This is a genomic window from Pseudomonas sp. BF-R-01 (assembly GCF_019946615.1).
Classification (GTDB): domain Bacteria; phylum Pseudomonadota; class Gammaproteobacteria; order Pseudomonadales; family Pseudomonadaceae; genus Aquipseudomonas; species Aquipseudomonas migulae.
The window spans coordinates 1-16,385 of the sequence record NZ_JAGYFX010000122.1 but is presented as its reverse complement, the minus strand read 5'-3'; the positions used below and the strand labels follow the sequence as shown (position 1 = coordinate 16,385).

Genomic DNA, 16,385 nt, shown 5'->3' with positions numbered 1-16,385 from the left:
GTGTCAGGCGATATCAATGTTGACTGATACGCCGCCATCGCCAGCAAGCCGGCTCCTACAGTTCATGTGGTGTTATTCCTCGTCGCTGTCGTCCAGGCGCCAATAGCCGACGGCTTTGACGAACTGCTCGTTCAGCCCGTGCTCGTCCAGCAGCACCCGACGAATCTGCCGCGACACTTTGGTCTCGGTCGCCACCCACGCGTATAGATTGCCGCTGGGCACTTGCAGCTGTTTCACGGTGGTCAGCAAGTTGTTCTTGCCACCTTCGCGCAACACCCAGATCACATTGACGTGCGCCGGGCTTTCGAGCTTTTGCTGTTCCGCGCCGTTCTCCACTTCAATGATCACCTGCGCCTGGCGATTGGCCGCCAAACCCTCCAGCCGTCGCGCAATCGCGGGGATTGCCGTCTCGTCACCAATCAGCAAATAGCTGTCGAACATGTCCGGCACGATCATCGATCCCCGTGGCCCGCCAATGTGCAGGAACTGTCCCGGTTTGGCCTGTTCCGCCCAGGTCGAAGCAGGGCCGTCGCCGTGCAACACGAAATCGATGTCCAGTTCCAGCGTGTCGAGGTCGTAGCGACGCGGCGTGTAGTCGCGCATCGCCGGCATCGGGCCGTTGTCCTTACCGGCACCGAGCACCAGGGTCTCCAGCGCCGCTTGTTCTGCCGCGTTCTGCGGGAACAGCAGTTTGACGTGGTCGTCTGTGCCGAGGCTGATGAAACCTGCCAGCTCTGGCCCACCCAAGGTAATCCGGCGCATGCGCGGGGTCAGGTCAACCACGCGCAACACTTGCAGGCGACGGCGTTTGATTTCATGCATCACGCGGTGAATGGTGTGCTCGATCACTTCAGTCATTCAGCTTTCTCCTGAGTGGGTTGAACCAAGGGGCCGTCGACGATGGCTTTGGCTGTGTTGTTGAGCAGGGCGGCGACCCGAATGATTTCTTCTGCGCTCCAGCGACCGTGGTGCAGTTGCAACGCGTGACGCAGGTTATGCACCGCTTCGTGGATCTCGGGCGGACGGTCATGGCCGCGCAATGAGCGCTTGCTGACATCGATGCGCATCCGCACGCCGTCCAGTGCAACCGCTTGCTCACTTAAAGACAGACGACCGGCGTCGGTCACGCTGTAGCGTTTTTTTCCGCCTTCGGCATCGCCCTGGATCATTTCGCTTTCTTCCAGAAAGGTCAGGGTCGGGTAGATCACGCCGGGGCTGGGGCTGTAGGCGCCGTCGAACATGCCTTCGATCTGGCGGATCAAGTCGTAGCCATGGCAGGGCTGTTCGGCAATGAGCGCCAGCAGCAGCAATTTCAGATCGCCGGGGGCAAACACCCGTGGGCCGCGACCGCCGCGTTCGCGACCGGGGCGTTTCTCGAAGCCGTCGCGGCCGTCACCGTGTTCGCGGTGGGGGGAATGATGGTCTCTCATTTTTCCTTCTCTCTGTCGTGTTTAGATACAACTTAAGATATATCTTATCGAGAGGGCAAGCGAACAGGACCAACGGTCGTCGCCGAAGGACGTCGTGGCGGATTTCAGTGTGGGGCGGGAAAAAGGCGTTTTGCAGCTTGCTGTTTTAGAGTGTTTGATCTAATTATGCGTAACTAACAGAGAGTGATTATTAATAATTAGACCTAAGTAGTCTTTGTCTTACAGAGACTGTATTTAGTTTGACTGTGTGCTTTTTTTGTTAAAACTGTTTGTAGTATGTTTCTGTCGGGTGAACGGTTTAATTATTGATTTTTTGGGTTTTTTCTACTGGGTCGCGGGCGGTTGTTACTACATGTTCTTCGGAAGTTGCGTACTTACTTTCTTAAGTAATTGGCCGATCATTCTCCTCGTCGAAAGTTGAGCCAAATTGCCACTATTTAAACCGGCGATAGGGACGATTCACGCTTTCCACGGACCAATCCTTTGAAAAAGACAGGTACTAAACAATGTTCAAGAAGTTTGCAATCGCCGTTCCGATGACCCTCCTGGCCCTGAGTGCTTCGATGGCGTTCGCTGCGGATGAGTCGCGCACCTCCATCAACATCACTGCGGAAATCCCGAGCAAAGTGTTTCACGCTCAACCCGTGGACCTGAACTTCGGTAAAGACGAAAGAATGCAGTACCAAATTGGCGCCGGCACCCTGTCGGAGGTCCGTGGCACCTACGATATCCAGCACACCAACGGCTCGGTGGGCGCATACGTCGTCGGCGGCCCGACGCCGCTGTTCAACGGTAATGCGACCTTGAACATTCCGCTGACCTACACCTTCAACGGCACCGTACTGACTGCCGATTCGAAGGAAGTGGTCGGCGACGTCGAGTCCAACGGTGGCATGCGCGCCGACCTGGTTATTACTGCAGAAAAGCCGGGCAACAATCAGGTGGGTATTTACACCGCCAACCCCGTCGTCATGTTTGATGCCATTCCGCGCATCTGAATGACAGCGTTCTGTCAGCAAGTTCTTGCTTGATAACGCTCACCGATCGATAGGGTTGTAATCCCTGTCGATCGGGTTTCACCGTCTTTATCCACAGAGTATTTCATTCATGTTCCCGATGACTCCCATCGCGACGGCGCTTGCCTTGTGTTTTTGCGCAACTGCCCTGGCCGCGCCAGCGGACAACGGCCATACACCTCGAAGTTTGCTGGCGCAGGCCAAGGGTTTACCGAGCGAATTCGAAGAACACTTCTTCGATGTACCGTTGGCGGTGCGCGTGGAACTTGATCAACAATTTCTGGGGGAGGCGATGGTCGTGTTGACCCGCGACGACCGCATCACCCTCGTTGACTTCACCGATGTCAGTGACAGCGCGATCAAAGCCAGTGAACGCGACACCTGGTCTAGCTATTTGAAGCAAGGCGTGGCGCTGGGCAACTGCGAGGCGAAATGCCCCGAGTCGCTATTGGCCGTGCACTACAGCCTGGAAAACTCGCTGGTGTCGATCCTCACGGAAAACGCCGAGCGCGACGATCAGGTCCAGCGTTATTACAACCAGCCCGAAGGCGGCAGCAGCGGGTTGATCCTGCGCAACCAATTGAACCTCAACGGCGGGCAAAACCAGGACCTTGGCGGGCGCTATGGTCTTGAAGCCAGCAGCAGCCTCGGCAACTGGACTCAAGCGGTGAACCTGCAACTGTCGCGACTGGGCGGTGTGGATAACCAGACCTATCACGCCGTGCATGAGCTCTATACCCAGCGTGAACTGGAAGGCAGCTTTGTGCGCCTGGGCTATTTCACCCCCACCTCCGAAGGGCTGACTCGCCAGCCGCGTTCCTTCGGCGCGAGTCCCGACACGGCGCTGGGCGTGATGTACGGCAGCTCCGACAGCCTGGCCATCAACCAGCCGACGCCGGCGGTCTACCCGATCTACGTCACCGCCAATCGCCAGGGCTCGGTGGAGATCTACCGCGACGGTTTGCTGATCAATACGCAGGCGATGCCCGCAGGCCTGCAAACCCTCGACACGCGGCCGTTGCCCGGCGGTATCTATGAAGTGGAAGTGCGCCTGATCGAAGACGGCCAGATCACCTCCAGCACCCAGGAACTGGTCTACAAACCGAACAACTGGCGCAACCACGACGAGCAATGGCGCTACAACCTGTTCGCCGGGCGTGAATCCAAATTTCTCAGCAACTGGGACGATCAGAACGACGGCGACATGACGGCCGGTGCCGCCTTCAACTTTCTGCTGCACCCGCGAGTCATCCTCGGCCTGTCAGGTCGACAGGTGCGTGACAGCCTGCAATATGGCACCTCGGTCGATTGGGCCGTCGTCAACAATGCCAGCGTCTATGCCAACGTCTACAAGACCGAGGACCACGGCACCGGTTTCGACGTGCAGGGGCTTTATTCCTACGGCAGCGGCAGCATCGTCGCCAGCCACAACCGCAGCTGGCTCGACACCACCCGGCTCTACGACACGCTGCCGGACGGCACGCGAGTACGACAGCGCAACGTGTTTATCGGCCAGACCAGCAACTCGTCGTTGTCGCTGAACCATCGGCTCACCAGCAAAAGTTCGGTCAATGCCAGGGTGCCCCACAGCGAGGGCAACACCGAAGGCGTCGGCGTGGATCTGGGCTGGAGCCAGCGCAGCCAATTGTTCGGCAGCGACGCCAACTGGCGCTTGTCGCTGTTCGACAGGCCGGGCAGTTTCAGCTCGGGTAATGACCGCAATCGTGGTGTCGACCTGAGCGTCAACATCGCCTTGGGTGGGCCGGGCGAACAGATCTCCGGCAGCATCGGCACCCGCACCGATCGCGACGGCGGGCGCGATAACAATGCCTCGGTCACCTACCGCAAAGACTTGCAGGATCACCTGCTGCAAAGCGTTTCCGCCACAGCCATCACCGACACCTATGGCATCGGTATGAACGCGATGGCGACGATGCAATCGGAGCGGGTCAACGCTGACGGTTTTATCCAGCGCTCCTCATTCAACAACGACTTCACCGGTGGTTTGAACCTCGACAGCACCGTCGCCGTCGGCGGGCAAAAAATGGTCGTGACCAGCCAGTACCACCGCAACGGTGCCGGCATGATCATCGATGTCGAATCGGACATCGATGACATCGCCCTGCGCGCCGACGATTTGAGCGGTGGCAGCGCGGTGCTCAGGCCGGGGCGCAATTTCGTGCCGATCACCGCCTACAAAAGCAGCTCGGTCAGTTTCGATTTCGAGGGCAATCACGTGCCGGCCGCGACCATCCAGCCGGCCCGCTCCAGCTATCACCTGAACAAGGGCGGCGTCGAGTATCGCCAGGTTCGCGTGATGAAAACCCTCACCGTGCTCGGTCGCCTGGTGGACTACCAGGGCAGCCCGCTCAAGGGCCATCACATCATCAACCACGCCAGTCGCGGGGTCAGTGAAGTGGACGGCTTCTTTTCCATGGAAATGAACGCCGGTTCACCGACCCTGGAAGTGCGCCACGGCAACCAGTTGCTGTGCCAGTTCCGGCTCGACCCGAGCCGTGGCCGCACGGAAAACAATGTGCTGATGATCGGCGACCTGCGTTGCACCCCGGATACGTTGGCGGACGCAGCGACAGAGACGCCGACGGCAGGTTGATGCCCGGCAATACGCACTTTATCTACGAGGTAAATGACGATGAAACGTCGGTTGGCACTGATTGGTTTTTGTTTGTTCACGCAGACGGCACACGCCGGGCCGAGCATCAATATCGGCACGGTTTACGACTACCTGGACGGTGATAAAAGTACCTATTTGAAACGTGTCTTCAATGGCGGCGACAGCACCGCTTTCGTCAAGGTCAACATCCTGGAAATCCTTTACGACGCTGACGGAAAGTCGCAGGAAGTACCGCTCAAATCCAGTGCCGACGGCAGCGCCCGGGACGGCTTGATGGCCAGCCCGGCGCGGCTGATTGTGCCTGCCAGTGGCATGCAAGGCACCCGGTTGTTGTACATGGGCGAGCGCGACCGCGAGCGCTATTTCCGCGTGCGTTTCGTGCCGGTGGTGCCGGAGAAAGAAGACGAGTTCGCAGTCTCTGGCGAAGAGCGTGAGGAATACAAGAAGACCCTGTCCGCCGGGGTCACGGTGCTGGCCGGGTATGGCGCGGTGTTTTTCGTCCGGCCCAAGGACACGCGTTACGCCAGCATGATCGAGAACGGCGCGAAGGATTACCGCATCCGCAACGACGGCAACACCGTGGTGGTGATCGATGAGTTCAAGGATTGCTCGGTCAAGAACGAGCAGGAGTGTATGCCGACCACCAAGCATCACATCCTCGCGGGCCGCAGTTTTCAGTTCGAAAAACAAGCCGGTCGCGAGTATCGCTTCACACTGGTTGAAGGCGAGAGCAGCAAGAAACTCGATGTGAAGGGCTGATGACCATGTTCAGAAAACTGATGGTTCTGATGGTGTCGGCAGTGGCCTGCCATTCAGCGTTTGCTGCCCGCGAAGTGCACCACTTCGACGTGTTCGTGACGATTCCGAACCAGGCGTTCTACGTCATTCCCGCAGACCCCGGCTGGATTCACCGCGAGCAGCGGTTGCCGTGGAATCTGGCGACCTCGACCCTGGGCGGCTTGCGCAAGTATTTCGATGTGAAGAATGAAGCCGGCTCCATCGAAGCCCGGCTTGAGGGCCGGCCTTACCTGTCCAACGGGACCGCGGCCGATGACATTGGATTGCGCGTGCTGTTCAACGGCAAGTTGCTGAGCGAACTGGAGAGTAGCGAGGTGGTGTCGATGAGCGAGGCCGCGCCGGGTAAACGTGTGTTGCTGGAGATCGCGCCGGTGCCGCCTGTCGATGGGGTTTATAAGCCGGGCAGTTATTTCGGCAGCGTCAACTTGCTTTTCAACGCAGTGTTGCCGGGGGCATAGATGTTTGGTTTTGTCGCAGCAGATGTTTTCGTATGTTTATGCCGGGAAAGTGCTGGCATGGTTCTAATGGGACGGTGGAGTTCGTATTGATGAAATCATCCAAACGATTGCGATCGTTAATCTTGTTTGCCCTGGTGAGCTTGATTGTTGGAGCTACGGGTTCGGCTTTCGCAGTCACCCTGGAAATGAGTGCCGTGTTTCGACCTGATCCGGCAAACCCCATGCGCAACGCCTTCGAGAACACCACACCGCAAGGCGGTCATTGCAAGGAGCACCCAACGTACTGTGGGCCTGGTGTCTTCAGTATTGGGGTGCCGATCCGGTTCAGGGCTGTAGCGCCCATTCAGGCTTTGCACGAAGAACGCCAGGGGCCTATGTTTCGGCTTCCGTCCTCATGGAAGGACACGACGGTCATTCATGATGAAACGGGTGAGTCTGCGACGGTCAGAATGCGTTTCAGCGGAATCGGGGCGGCCTATACAATCAAGACACCTCTTGACTCCAGCACCTGGATCGACCACTGGGGATGGCCGTCGCCACCCTGTGTCAAGGGCGGAACGAGCTACGGCAACGCCTATTATTTCGCTTTTTTCTGGAGGATCCCGGCGGATGGAGGTGTTTGTTCGAAGCAAGCTCAGTTGCCGATAACGCAAGACTATGGTTTTGCCTATGAAAATATGAGCTTTTCATACGAGCTGGCAACGCCCAATCCCTTGCAGATGTCGACGGGAACTTACAGGGGTGTTTTGAATTATGTCGTGGGTCCTCTTGGCGATTTTGATATGGGCGATATCATGTTGCCTGATGACGATTTGATAAGCCTTAATTTCACTCTAAGTGTCGAACATGCGCTCAAAGTGGAGATTCCCCCCGGAGGAAATCGCGTCGAACTGGTCCCGCAGGGTGGCTGGCAAGCCTGGCTGACACAGGGGCGCAAGCCCACACGGCTGTTCCGGGATCAGACGTTCAATGTGTCTTCGTCGAGCCGTTTCAAGATGAACCTCGATTGCCAGTACAGCCTGGATGGCAACCGTTGTTCGGTGCGCGACCCGGTTTCAGGACATACCGTGCCGCTCGACGTCAGCGTGACCCTGCCCAGTGGCCTGGTGGATGCCGCCGCGCAACCGGTCAATCGCCGGCCGTTGCGGCGCGACGGCAGTGGCACCGAGTTGTTCCAGCCACGCTTTTATGTCGATCGCAAGCCTGGAACGCTGCATTTCGAGGTCGCGAAGGACGAAGTCGACGAAATGCTCAAGCCCGGTGTCGCCAGATCTTATTCGGGCAATGTCACGGTGATCTGGGATTCCGAAGTGGGTTAAGGCATGAACCCTGATGCATCGTCCGATGCATCAGGGGTTGCCGATTATTGCTCTGCGGCTTTCTGCAGCGCTGCGCGGGTCAGCTTTCTGCTCAGCTCTTTTTCTTCGTAGCCCATGTCTTGTAGCAGTCGGAAGTAGACCTCATCACTCATGTCTTCATCGGTGAGCACCACACTGTCATCGACATCCAGGCGGCGGGCGAGGTCTTGCAGGCGCTGCTTGAGCGCACGTCGTTGCGCAATCTGTTGGTTTTTGGAGCTTGCCCAGGCGTGCTGAGCTTCGCGCAACTCATCCAGCAAGTCACTCTTGGTTTCGTACAGCCGGGTATTGCGCCTGAACTCGTTCGGGTAAGTGTCACGCAGGTATTTCTCCCAGAACGGCTGTTCGAGCATGTCGTTGATCAAACCGTCGCCGGCCTCCATCGCCATCACCGTATCGAAGGCGGTGTCGAGGGTCTTGGCGCTCACGCGGGCCAAGGGGCGATGCAGCATCGACTCCGATTGCCACGGCAAGCCGAGGCGTTGAGCCAGGCCGGTTTCGTAGGCGAGGTAAACCTCCACCTCATCGGGAGTGCCTTCACGGCCGCCGAAATCCGCACGGGCGATGTCATCCACGCGGGCGAGGCGAGCGGCACCTTTTGCCAGGTTCACCAGTTTGTTTTCGAGGACGGCGTTGGACGTCGACAAGGCGTAGGCTTCGGAGGCGAGCACCTTGATGCCCATGTGGTTGAACACTTGGGCCCCGGCATCGGCGCAGGTGGTGGGCGCCTTGGCCATTTCGAACAGTTCGTTGCGTAACGGAGTGTCCAGGTCGATGGCCTCGACCATGCGCCATACCCGGCTGCTGAGTTGTTGGCGCAATTCACCGCCGGCGCGGTAATCGGCGGAGAGTGTCTGTTTCTGGATCAAGGCAAAGAAATCTTCGGAGCCAGGCTCGGTCATCAGATCGTGCCAGGCGTCCTCGCGGAAAGTACCCAGCCCTCCGACCTCAGGACTCCACCAGACAGAGTCGTCCTTCGTCGGCCATTGGTGCATCGTGTTGGCGGCCGCATCGACATAGGGCTGGTCGGGAGCAATGCCGACCGAACGCCGATAGGCTTTGAACGTGATCTGGTTTTCCTGCGAAAGACTCTTTGGAAACAAGCGGGTCCGCGCCACGAGGAAGGCCTCCTCCGAGCCTGGCACGACCGTTGGAATGACGCTGATCGGGTTCTCCTGCAAATCCAGATAGAAGCCCCGTGGTCGACGTTTGCTGAAGGGCCCGAACAGGCCATCGGGCCAGGTGGTTGCCCCTGTGTTGCTCAAACTCAGGATTCTCAGTTTGGGCATGCGTCCGACGTTCGGAAGATTGCCCAGCCGCGTGTTGTCATCGAGCCTGATGGTTTCCAGGTGAGTCAGGTTTCGCAGTTGCTCGACGGCCGACGGCGTCAACGTGATGTCATTGTTCATCAGCCGCAACGTCCGCAGGTGGTGCATCTTGCCGATGGTCTCGGGAAGTCGCGTCAACCCGCAGTTGCGGGCGCTCAGTTGACGAAGGTGCGGGAATTCGCCCAACAGGCCGGAAGAGGTTTCGGAAAAGTGGGTGCGATCCAGATTCAGGGTGCTGATCTGATCGACGTAATGTTTGATATCCGGCGGCAGTTCCTTCCACCAGCGTTCGAGGTCGGGCACATCGAACTCTACGGACAGGTCCAGCGCATAACCGCCGTCGACCGTGGTACTGCGCTCACCGAAAACGGTGGATTTTCTTTTGAAACAATCGATGAGCCGTTCGGCAATGTGCTGTCCGCCACCGCGTACGAACCCTTGTCGATCAGGCCCCCATGTCTCCGGCCGCTGGTATTGCCACCGATTGAGTATCACGCGCAGGTCATCGAGCTCTCGATCCAGCCTCGTCAGCGTCTGACGTCCTTGCTCTGGCGAACCCAGGGATCGAACGAAGGTAGCGACCTCTCGTTCGTTGAAGTGCGGGTACACATCCTGCACCCGTTCGGTGAGCGTGGCGGCAGTGATGGAGAAGCCGGGACCGCGCAACAGCATCATGTCTTCGTGGTTCGCCATCGGGCGGATCGGCGGGGCGGCGAGTGCGGTGCGGCGTTCGGCCGGAGTATCGGTCCTGGCCATGACCCATTGCTTGAAAAACGCCCCCTGGCCTGGCCGATAACCCAACTGCGCCTGTTTGTTTTTCGGTAACGCCGTGAGCACGGCTTCGAAAAAATCAGCGGCGTCGTGCAGTTTGTGGTTGTCGGCGTCCCAGACTTCGAACCGGTTGGCGTCGTCCTTGACCAGCACCCGCACCGTCGCCGCATCATGTGCCCCCACGCTGCCGCGCAGTGGTCCGGCATCGTTGCCTTCACGCACCTCGATACGCAATTGCGCGAAGGTGTCGGTATGAATCCTGAGCGCATTCAGCACCAGGCTTTCGGTTTGCGCCACCCACTGCGCGCCGTCATGAAAGCCCTCGTACGCATGGTTGGTCCGGGCTTCGAAGGCGGCTTCACGGGCGCGGCTCTTTAGGCTCAACGGCAGGCGTCGTTCCTGGGTCATGCGCGTGAGGTCGGCCGCGTCGGAACTGTTCAGCAGCGTCTGTGCCGCGCGGGTCGGCAGCTCGGGGAATGTCTGGCGAATGAGTCGGACCTGCGGGTCGTCGGACGCTTCTGCACCTTGGTAAAGCTGATTGACGATGTCTGCGTTAAGTCGATTGGCTTCGTCCGCCAGTCGATTGCGCAGGGCTTGCACCTGTTCACTTTTGGCGGTTGACCGACCGAGCATCGCTTGCAGCTCTTCTTCACTGAGAAACTCGACAAGCCTCGGCGCAAACTGTTCGCTCATGAGCTGCGACTGGCTGGTGGACAGTGTCTGCGCCTCGCTCGCCTCGGGATTGCCATACTGGCGAAAGCGCCCGGTCATGTCGGCGTCTTCGTAAACCTTCAGGGCTTTATCCACAGGCCAGCCGTCCAGGTAAGTCGCCAGGGGTTCAAACCACCAGGAGGCAGGATCCAGAGGTTGACCGGTTCGAATCCGTTCTATGGCCTCGCGGGTCTGGCGCTGGATTTTCAAGCGTGTGAGGCTGTCGTCCAGTAGCGGTGGCGGGGTCGTGTTGTCGACGTACATCCGGCGCAGCGCAGCGTCGTCGGTGCCGCTGGCGATGCGCACATGGTCCAGTTCTGCGTCGCTGAAGCCGTCCACGGAATGGCCGAGGCGACGCATCAACGTCGGGCGCTGCCACGCTCGCGGGTTCTCGGCTTCGTGGGTCCAGGCGCCCTGGCCGTTATGTTTCAACTCGGGTAAATAGGCGTTGTCGCGGTGCGGGTGCTTGACGCGGTAGTTGCCGGTTTGCGGATCTTTTTGCACGGCATAGTGTTTGTCATCCAGCGGCAAAATGTCCTGGCCTTCGTGGGCATGGAGACCCAATGCGTCAGGTTTCGCTTTAGCGGGTAGTTTTACATCCGGCCTCTCATAAGGCTTGAGATCGGGATGCCAAAGCCGTGGTTCGCCATTGGGCAGAGCCACCGGTTTCATGCCTTCGATCAGCGGCGAAAGCTTCAGGCGCGCAACGTTGCCGATCTTCACCCCGGCGGCGAACGCTACCAACTGAATGACGTCAGTCACTACGCCGATGATGTGTTCGGCAGCTTCAGTCCACAGCCCCATGGTCATATCCAGGATGCCTTCGATGACGTCACTGGCCATCTGATACGCCGTGTAGACCATCATCAATTCACCCAGCCCCGGAACGAACGGCGTGACGACCATCAGCGCGACGTTGAAGATGTCCGAGACTATTTTCTTGAAGTTTTCCCACCAGGCCCATCGGGCATTGCTATCGCTATCGGCGGTGGACACGGCAATGTGTCGGGCGTCATTCAGCACTTTATTGAGCTTCTGCTGGAAGAGGTATTCCCAGAGTTCGCCGGGGATCGGTGCCGCCTTGAAATGCAGATTGGGGTTGTCGACCGGCACCTCCCGCCAGCTCGGTCCCTGGTCCAGCGGCGCTTTTTGATGCCATTTCACCTCGAACAGACGTTGCTGCAGCCCGCCGAAAAAATGCCCGCGCTCCGATTGATCGACGAACCGACTGAAGTACTGCTGGTAGGTCATGCCGGTGGATGAAACGACGTTGTTGTCGCGCAGCTGGCGCGTCAGTTCATTCATGAACGCGACGGTCGAGGGGTACTCTTTCAGTGGGTGCTCAGGGTCCTGGGGGACGTAAACAATCACCGGCGTCACCTCACGGATGTGTTGTTCCGGCCTGGGTGTGATCAACACGATTGCGCTCAGCGGGCTGTCGAGAATCGACAGTTCGGCAAATTGCATCACCCGGCCTTTACGGGTGAGGTTGCGCTGGCCATCAAGCATTTTCAGGATCAGGTCATTGGCCTCGGCGTCGATGTCGCCCTTCAGAACCGCCAATTGGGCGGCGGCTTTGAACGCGGCTTTCTCGCTCTCGACGATTTTTAACTTCAAAAAACCTCGGGCGAGGCCATCACTGGGCAGCAACTGTTCTTCGAGGTATTTCGTGTAGCGCGCGCCGATGTCCAGTTCGCGGCAGAGGTTCTGGAACTGGGCAATGGACATTTTGTGTTTGATCGGCAGGACGTCGAAGTGCCCGCGTGCGTCGGGCTGGCTGATAAAGACCGAGTCCGGTTCGCAGGTTTCGTGACGTGCGAAGTTGTGCAGGGCGGCGTCCAGCAATGAGACGGTTCGGGTAACAACACCACCGGAGACGTCGAAGACATACCACGGGCGTGCTTTGGGTAAGTACAGATGCAGGAACGTGCGGGTGACATCGACATCGACGTTGAATTTTTTTTGCAGTGCGTCGGTGAGTAACGGTTTGGCGAACGTGTAAACGTCCTGCACTTCATCCATGAACCGGTTGACTGCATTCTGCGTGGACCAGAGGTCAAGATTGGCTTTTTGTAACGGCGCATGGTCGAAGTCTGTGACGCTCCGGACCCAATGTCCTGAAGCCGTTTGTGTGCGGCTCAGTTCATGAGCCCGTCGCACTGAAGCGCCTTTGAAAACGGGGTGGATACGGTTCTTGATGAACGCGTAATGGTGACCTTTATTGTCGTCGGCCACGAGTGACGGTAGCGCTGATATACGTCCGTGTAAGTCAGTCATGCTTTCAATAAACCTTGAGCATTAAGTGGAGTGACCAGCCTAACGCCCGAGGTTCAAAGTAAAAGTCTGAATTCCCGCTGCTTGAAACGCGTTCTTCCCGGCAAAGCATTGGAATTTTCAATGCCGAAAATAATTAATTACCACCATCGTTTTTCAGCGTCGTGCGACCTCCACGGGCAGGCATTGCGTATGTGTGCCCGGTTGCAGATACGGCGTGAGAATCGGTGCCATGCCCTTGAGCACTTGCACCGGCAGGGCCGAGGTGAACTTGAAGGCTTCGGCCGTGCGACCGGGTACGAATGCGGTCAACGTACCGAAGTGGCTATCACCGATATAAAACACAAAGGTGGCCGTGCGGTTGATCGACTTCGAACTCAAGATTCGCCCACCGGAACCAATGGCTTCGATGCGGTTGTCACCGGTCCCGGTCTTGCCGCCCATGGCCAGCGGCTTGCCATCGGGGGTGATGAAACTGCCGGAAACACGTTTGGCCGTACCCGCGTCCACCACGTGCGACAAGGCCTCGCGCATGGCCGTGGCCACTTCGGACGGCATCACCCGTTTACCCACATCCGGGTCGTTGATCAGCTTGGTTTCATAGGGCGTATTCGCCGCGAAATGCAGGCTGTCGATGCGCAACGTAGGCATGCGCACGCCGTCGTTGAGGATGGTGCCGATCAACTCCGCCAACGCGGCAGGTCGGTCGCCGGAACTGCCGATGGCGGTGGCCAGCGAGGGCACCAGGTGATCGAACGGATAGCCGACTTTCTGCCAGCGCGCGTGAATGTCGAGAAACGCCTCGATCTCCAGCATGGTGCGGATGCGGCCATCACGGGCACCCTTATGCTTGCTTTTGAATAGCCAGCTATAGACTTCCTGGCGTTCAAACTGACTGGCCTTGACGATTTCGCTCCACTTGGCGTCAGGATGATTCAACAAATAACCGATCAGCCACAATTCCAGCGGGTGGACCTTGGCGATGAAGCCCTGGTCCGGCAAATCGTAGATGCCTGGGCTGTAATTTTCGTAAAGCCGTTGCAGGCGTTCGTCGGTGAGTTTCTCGGTGAGCTTGGCGCCTGAGAGGTGCGAGCGCACGAAGGTGTTGAAGCTTTCCTGACTGGCTTGCGGCAACAGGTAGCGATGCACCGCAGCCATGCGAATCGGCGTCGGGCGCATGCTGTCGAGGAAGGTTTCGAGCCGTGCCTGGGTGTCCTTGTTTTTGTAGCGCTTCCAGAACTTCAGCAGGAACGAAGTGCCCTCGCGGTCGGCGAACTCGGCCAGGTATTCCTGACGCCGAGGATCGCGGTCGTCCCCAAGCAGGGCAGCGCTGTTGTTTGGGCCGGAGTAGGTGGTGTAGCGCACTAGATCGCGCATCAGCCGAATGAACGGCAGGTTGATCGATTCGCGCAGGGCATCGCGCAAGGTCGGTATGCGACCGTTGTCTTCCTTGCGGAAGTTGACGAAGGTATGCAGCCCGCCGCCGGTAAAAAAGGCTTCGCCGGGGCTGGCCGAGTATTTGCGGTCCAGCGCGGCGCTGAGCATGGCCGACAGGTTGTGGTCCTTGTTCTCGATCAGGTAATCGACGGCCCAGCGGCTCAGGCGGTCCTGATCCGGGACGTCGACTTTCTTCAGTTCCGGGACGGTCATTTCGGCGTACTTGTCGTGCAGCTCGGCAATGATTTGCAGGTAAGTCGTCAGCACCCGCATTTTCGCGGTGGAGCCCAATTCCAGTTTGCTGCCTTCGTTGATATCGAATGGCTGATCGGTGCTGTCGGTCTGCACGCGCACCCGCGAACCGTCCGGGGTCAGTTCGAACAGCGTGAAGCTGTAGCGCACTTGCGTGGTGCTGGTAGGGGTGAGCAGGCGTTCGCCCATCAAACCGATCTGCGTTGCAAACGCCGGGTCGGCCAAGTGCTTGAGGTACTCGGTGACCTGGGTTTGCAGTTCGCCTTGCAGGGTGCTGGTGGCCGAGAGATCCAGGCGATCGAGGTCGTACAGCGGACGATTGAGCAACCCGCCCAGGCGACTGCGCGCCACGCTGATGCCTTTGTTGGTTTCGATCGGTTGAATGGTCGGCTGGGTCTGCCAGTCGCGATAGGTCACTTTGCTGGCCAATGCGGCGGCGGCGAACGGCGCGTCGATCACAAAGTTTTGCGCCAACAGGCGAATGTGGCTGTCGGTGAGGTCGGCCAGCTCATCGCGGCCCTTGGTCAGGTAGTGGGAAGGGCGGCGCTGGGCAATCATCAACGACAGCATTTCACGCAGGGCCAGGCCTTTTTCCGCCATGGCCTTTGGATCCGTGTCGGTACTGGCCAGCCGTTCGTTGGCCTTGTTGAAATCGGCGCCGTACCAGACACGCAAACCTTCGGCCATGCCGTGCACTTCCCCGTGGCCGGGCACGGCGGACAGGGGCACGCTGTTGAGGTAATCACGCACCACGTTCTGGCGCGCCGCAAGCGTTTCCGGCCCGGCCTGATAGGCGCGCACGCTGGCGGAAATCATCTGGCGGATTTTTTCCCCGCCGGACACGGTCAAGCCGTCGGGCGAGTGTCGATACTTCTCGAGTTGCGTCGCGAGGGTACTGCCGCCCGCCGATTGGCCAGGCATGTGCAGCATTTTGGCGACCTGCGACCACGCCGCCATGCCGAAGCGTGGCCAATCCACGGCGGGGTTGGCCCGGGGCTGACGAGGATCGAGCAGGAAGCGGTTTTCGATGAACAGCAAACTGCTGACCACCACCGGCGGAATCGCGTCAAAGCTTGAATAGAGCTGCTGCGGGTATTTGTACTGATACAGCGGCGCCGCATGGCAATCGGTGATCGACAATCCTGCCTGGATCTTTTCCGCATAGGGCACGAAAAAGCCTTTGTCGGTGTAGTCCATCAACGGTTGGGAGAAGCGGGTCTGTGCCGCAACGACGTAGTCGCGCTTGATCAGGCGCGGCAGGAATTCACCCAGAGAGCTGTAGCCCAGACGCAAGTCAAAAGGGCCGGCCCCTGGATAGCGAATGGAGTCGCTTGGGCCTGGCTTCAGTTCGTAACTCAGGGTAGCGGCATATTTGCTGGCTTCCCGGGATTGGAACTTCGAGGTACGCATTTCCCTGGCAGCGGCCAACCCCAGAGCAATCAGGATAATCAACACCAGCAACCAAAACGCCTTCCACCCGTGTTTGGTACGACTACGACGGGGTTTTTCGGGGATAGGCGCTTCATCCACACGTTCAGTCGGGACCACAGTTTTACTCGTATCGGTTTGCCATAACGCGCCCATAGTCGACTGATCCATTCACGCAGATTGATCGGACTTGTTTGAAGCTTAGACGGTGGATGCTGCCGGTGAAAAAATTGTGAACACCCGGATATCGAATATTCACCCTGACGGGGCGTGAGCGAATGTTCTTTTTGCAGGGGACTCGCTTGTTGGCGATGGCGGTTTCATGGACGCCATCGCCAGCAAGCCGGCTCCTACAGGGGTGAGGTGAGCCCGATATTTTGAATCGCGCCCCGATCCGTAGGAGCCAGCTTGCTGGCGATGGCGGTTTCACGGACGCCATCGCCAGCAAGCCGGCTCCTACAGGGGGGAGGTGAGCCCGATATTTTGGAC

The 16,385-nt window shown here is 58.6% G+C and carries 9 protein-coding genes; 5 read left to right on the top strand and 4 right to left on the bottom strand.

Features of this window, described 5'->3' with window-relative positions; genetic code table 11:
• Positions 1-72 precede the first annotated feature (72 nt).
• Together KGB27_RS27725 and KGB27_RS27720 are read right to left on the bottom strand one after the other, a co-directional pair.
• The gene (locus tag KGB27_RS27725) at positions 73-858 is read right to left on the bottom strand and encodes a siderophore-interacting protein (protein ID WP_223557103.1); all 786 of its coding nucleotides are present in this window, start codon (positions 856-858) and stop codon (positions 73-75) included.
• Complete coding sequence (locus KGB27_RS27720) at positions 855-1,430, bottom strand: PadR family transcriptional regulator (protein ID WP_223557101.1); 576 nt, start codon at positions 1,428-1,430, stop codon at positions 855-857. Before KGB27_RS27720 ends, KGB27_RS27725 begins: the two co-directional genes overlap by 4 nt.
• A gap of 506 nt (positions 1,431-1,936) precedes the next feature.
• Between KGB27_RS27720 and KGB27_RS27715 the strand changes: the two genes are divergently transcribed.
• From KGB27_RS27715 to KGB27_RS27695, 5 genes are all read left to right on the top strand, one after another.
• Positions 1,937-2,428, top strand: a complete 492-nt coding sequence (locus KGB27_RS27715) for a CS1 type fimbrial major subunit (RefSeq protein WP_223437183.1) — start codon at positions 1,937-1,939, stop codon at positions 2,426-2,428.
• Positions 2,429-2,537: 109 nt separating this feature from the next.
• Complete coding sequence (locus KGB27_RS27710) at positions 2,538-5,060, top strand: CS1-pili formation C-terminal domain-containing protein (RefSeq protein ID WP_223557099.1); 2,523 nt, start codon at positions 2,538-2,540, stop codon at positions 5,058-5,060.
• Between the two features lie 39 nt (positions 5,061-5,099).
• Entirely contained in the window at positions 5,100-5,840 is a 741-nt protein-coding gene (locus KGB27_RS27705; protein WP_008043444.1) for a hypothetical protein, read from the top strand.
• A 5-nt stretch (positions 5,841-5,845) separates the two neighbouring features.
• On the top strand, positions 5,846-6,337 hold the full coding sequence (locus KGB27_RS27700; RefSeq protein ID WP_223557097.1) for a CS1 type fimbrial major subunit: 492 nt from the start codon (positions 5,846-5,848) through the stop codon (positions 6,335-6,337).
• A gap of 89 nt (positions 6,338-6,426) precedes the next feature.
• On the top strand, positions 6,427-7,656 hold the full coding sequence (locus KGB27_RS27695; protein ID WP_223557096.1) for a hypothetical protein: 1,230 nt from the start codon (positions 6,427-6,429) through the stop codon (positions 7,654-7,656).
• A gap of 44 nt (positions 7,657-7,700) precedes the next feature.
• On the opposite strand, the gene KGB27_RS27690 is transcribed toward KGB27_RS27695, so the two are convergent.
• The gene (locus KGB27_RS27690) at positions 7,701-12,527 is read right to left on the bottom strand and encodes an NEL-type E3 ubiquitin ligase domain-containing protein (protein WP_411736719.1); all 4,827 of its coding nucleotides are present in this window, start codon (positions 12,525-12,527) and stop codon (positions 7,701-7,703) included.
• Between the two features lie 408 nt (positions 12,528-12,935).
• Positions 12,936-16,052 carry a transglycosylase domain-containing protein gene (locus tag KGB27_RS27685; RefSeq protein WP_008043448.1) on the bottom strand — a complete coding sequence of 1,039 codons (3,117 nt, stop codon included), beginning with the start codon at positions 16,050-16,052 and terminating at the stop codon, positions 12,936-12,938.
• Positions 16,053-16,385: the final 333 nt, after the last annotated feature.

What these genes read in the sequence shown, in the direction of transcription:
- KGB27_RS27685 (WP_008043448.1), bottom strand. Translation starts at nt 16,052, where the DNA reads ATGGGCGCGTTATGGCAAACCGATACGAGTAAAACTGTGGTCCCGACT.
- KGB27_RS27700 (WP_223557097.1), top strand. Translation starts at nt 5,846, where the DNA reads ATGTTCAGAAAACTGATGGTTCTGATGGTGTCGGCAGTGGCCTGCCAT.
- KGB27_RS27690 (WP_411736719.1), bottom strand. Translation starts at nt 12,527, where the DNA reads ATGGATGAAGTGCAGGACGTTTACACGTTCGCCAAACCGTTACTCACC.
- KGB27_RS27725 (WP_223557103.1), bottom strand. Translation starts at nt 858, where the DNA reads ATGACTGAAGTGATCGAGCACACCATTCACCGCGTGATGCATGAAATC.
- KGB27_RS27705 (WP_008043444.1), top strand. Translation starts at nt 5,100, where the DNA reads ATGAAACGTCGGTTGGCACTGATTGGTTTTTGTTTGTTCACGCAGACG.
- KGB27_RS27715 (WP_223437183.1), top strand. Translation starts at nt 1,937, where the DNA reads ATGTTCAAGAAGTTTGCAATCGCCGTTCCGATGACCCTCCTGGCCCTG.
- KGB27_RS27695 (WP_223557096.1), top strand. Translation starts at nt 6,427, where the DNA reads ATGAAATCATCCAAACGATTGCGATCGTTAATCTTGTTTGCCCTGGTG.
- KGB27_RS27720 (WP_223557101.1), bottom strand. Translation starts at nt 1,430, where the DNA reads ATGAGAGACCATCATTCCCCCCACCGCGAACACGGTGACGGCCGCGAC.
- KGB27_RS27710 (WP_223557099.1), top strand. Translation starts at nt 2,538, where the DNA reads ATGTTCCCGATGACTCCCATCGCGACGGCGCTTGCCTTGTGTTTTTGC.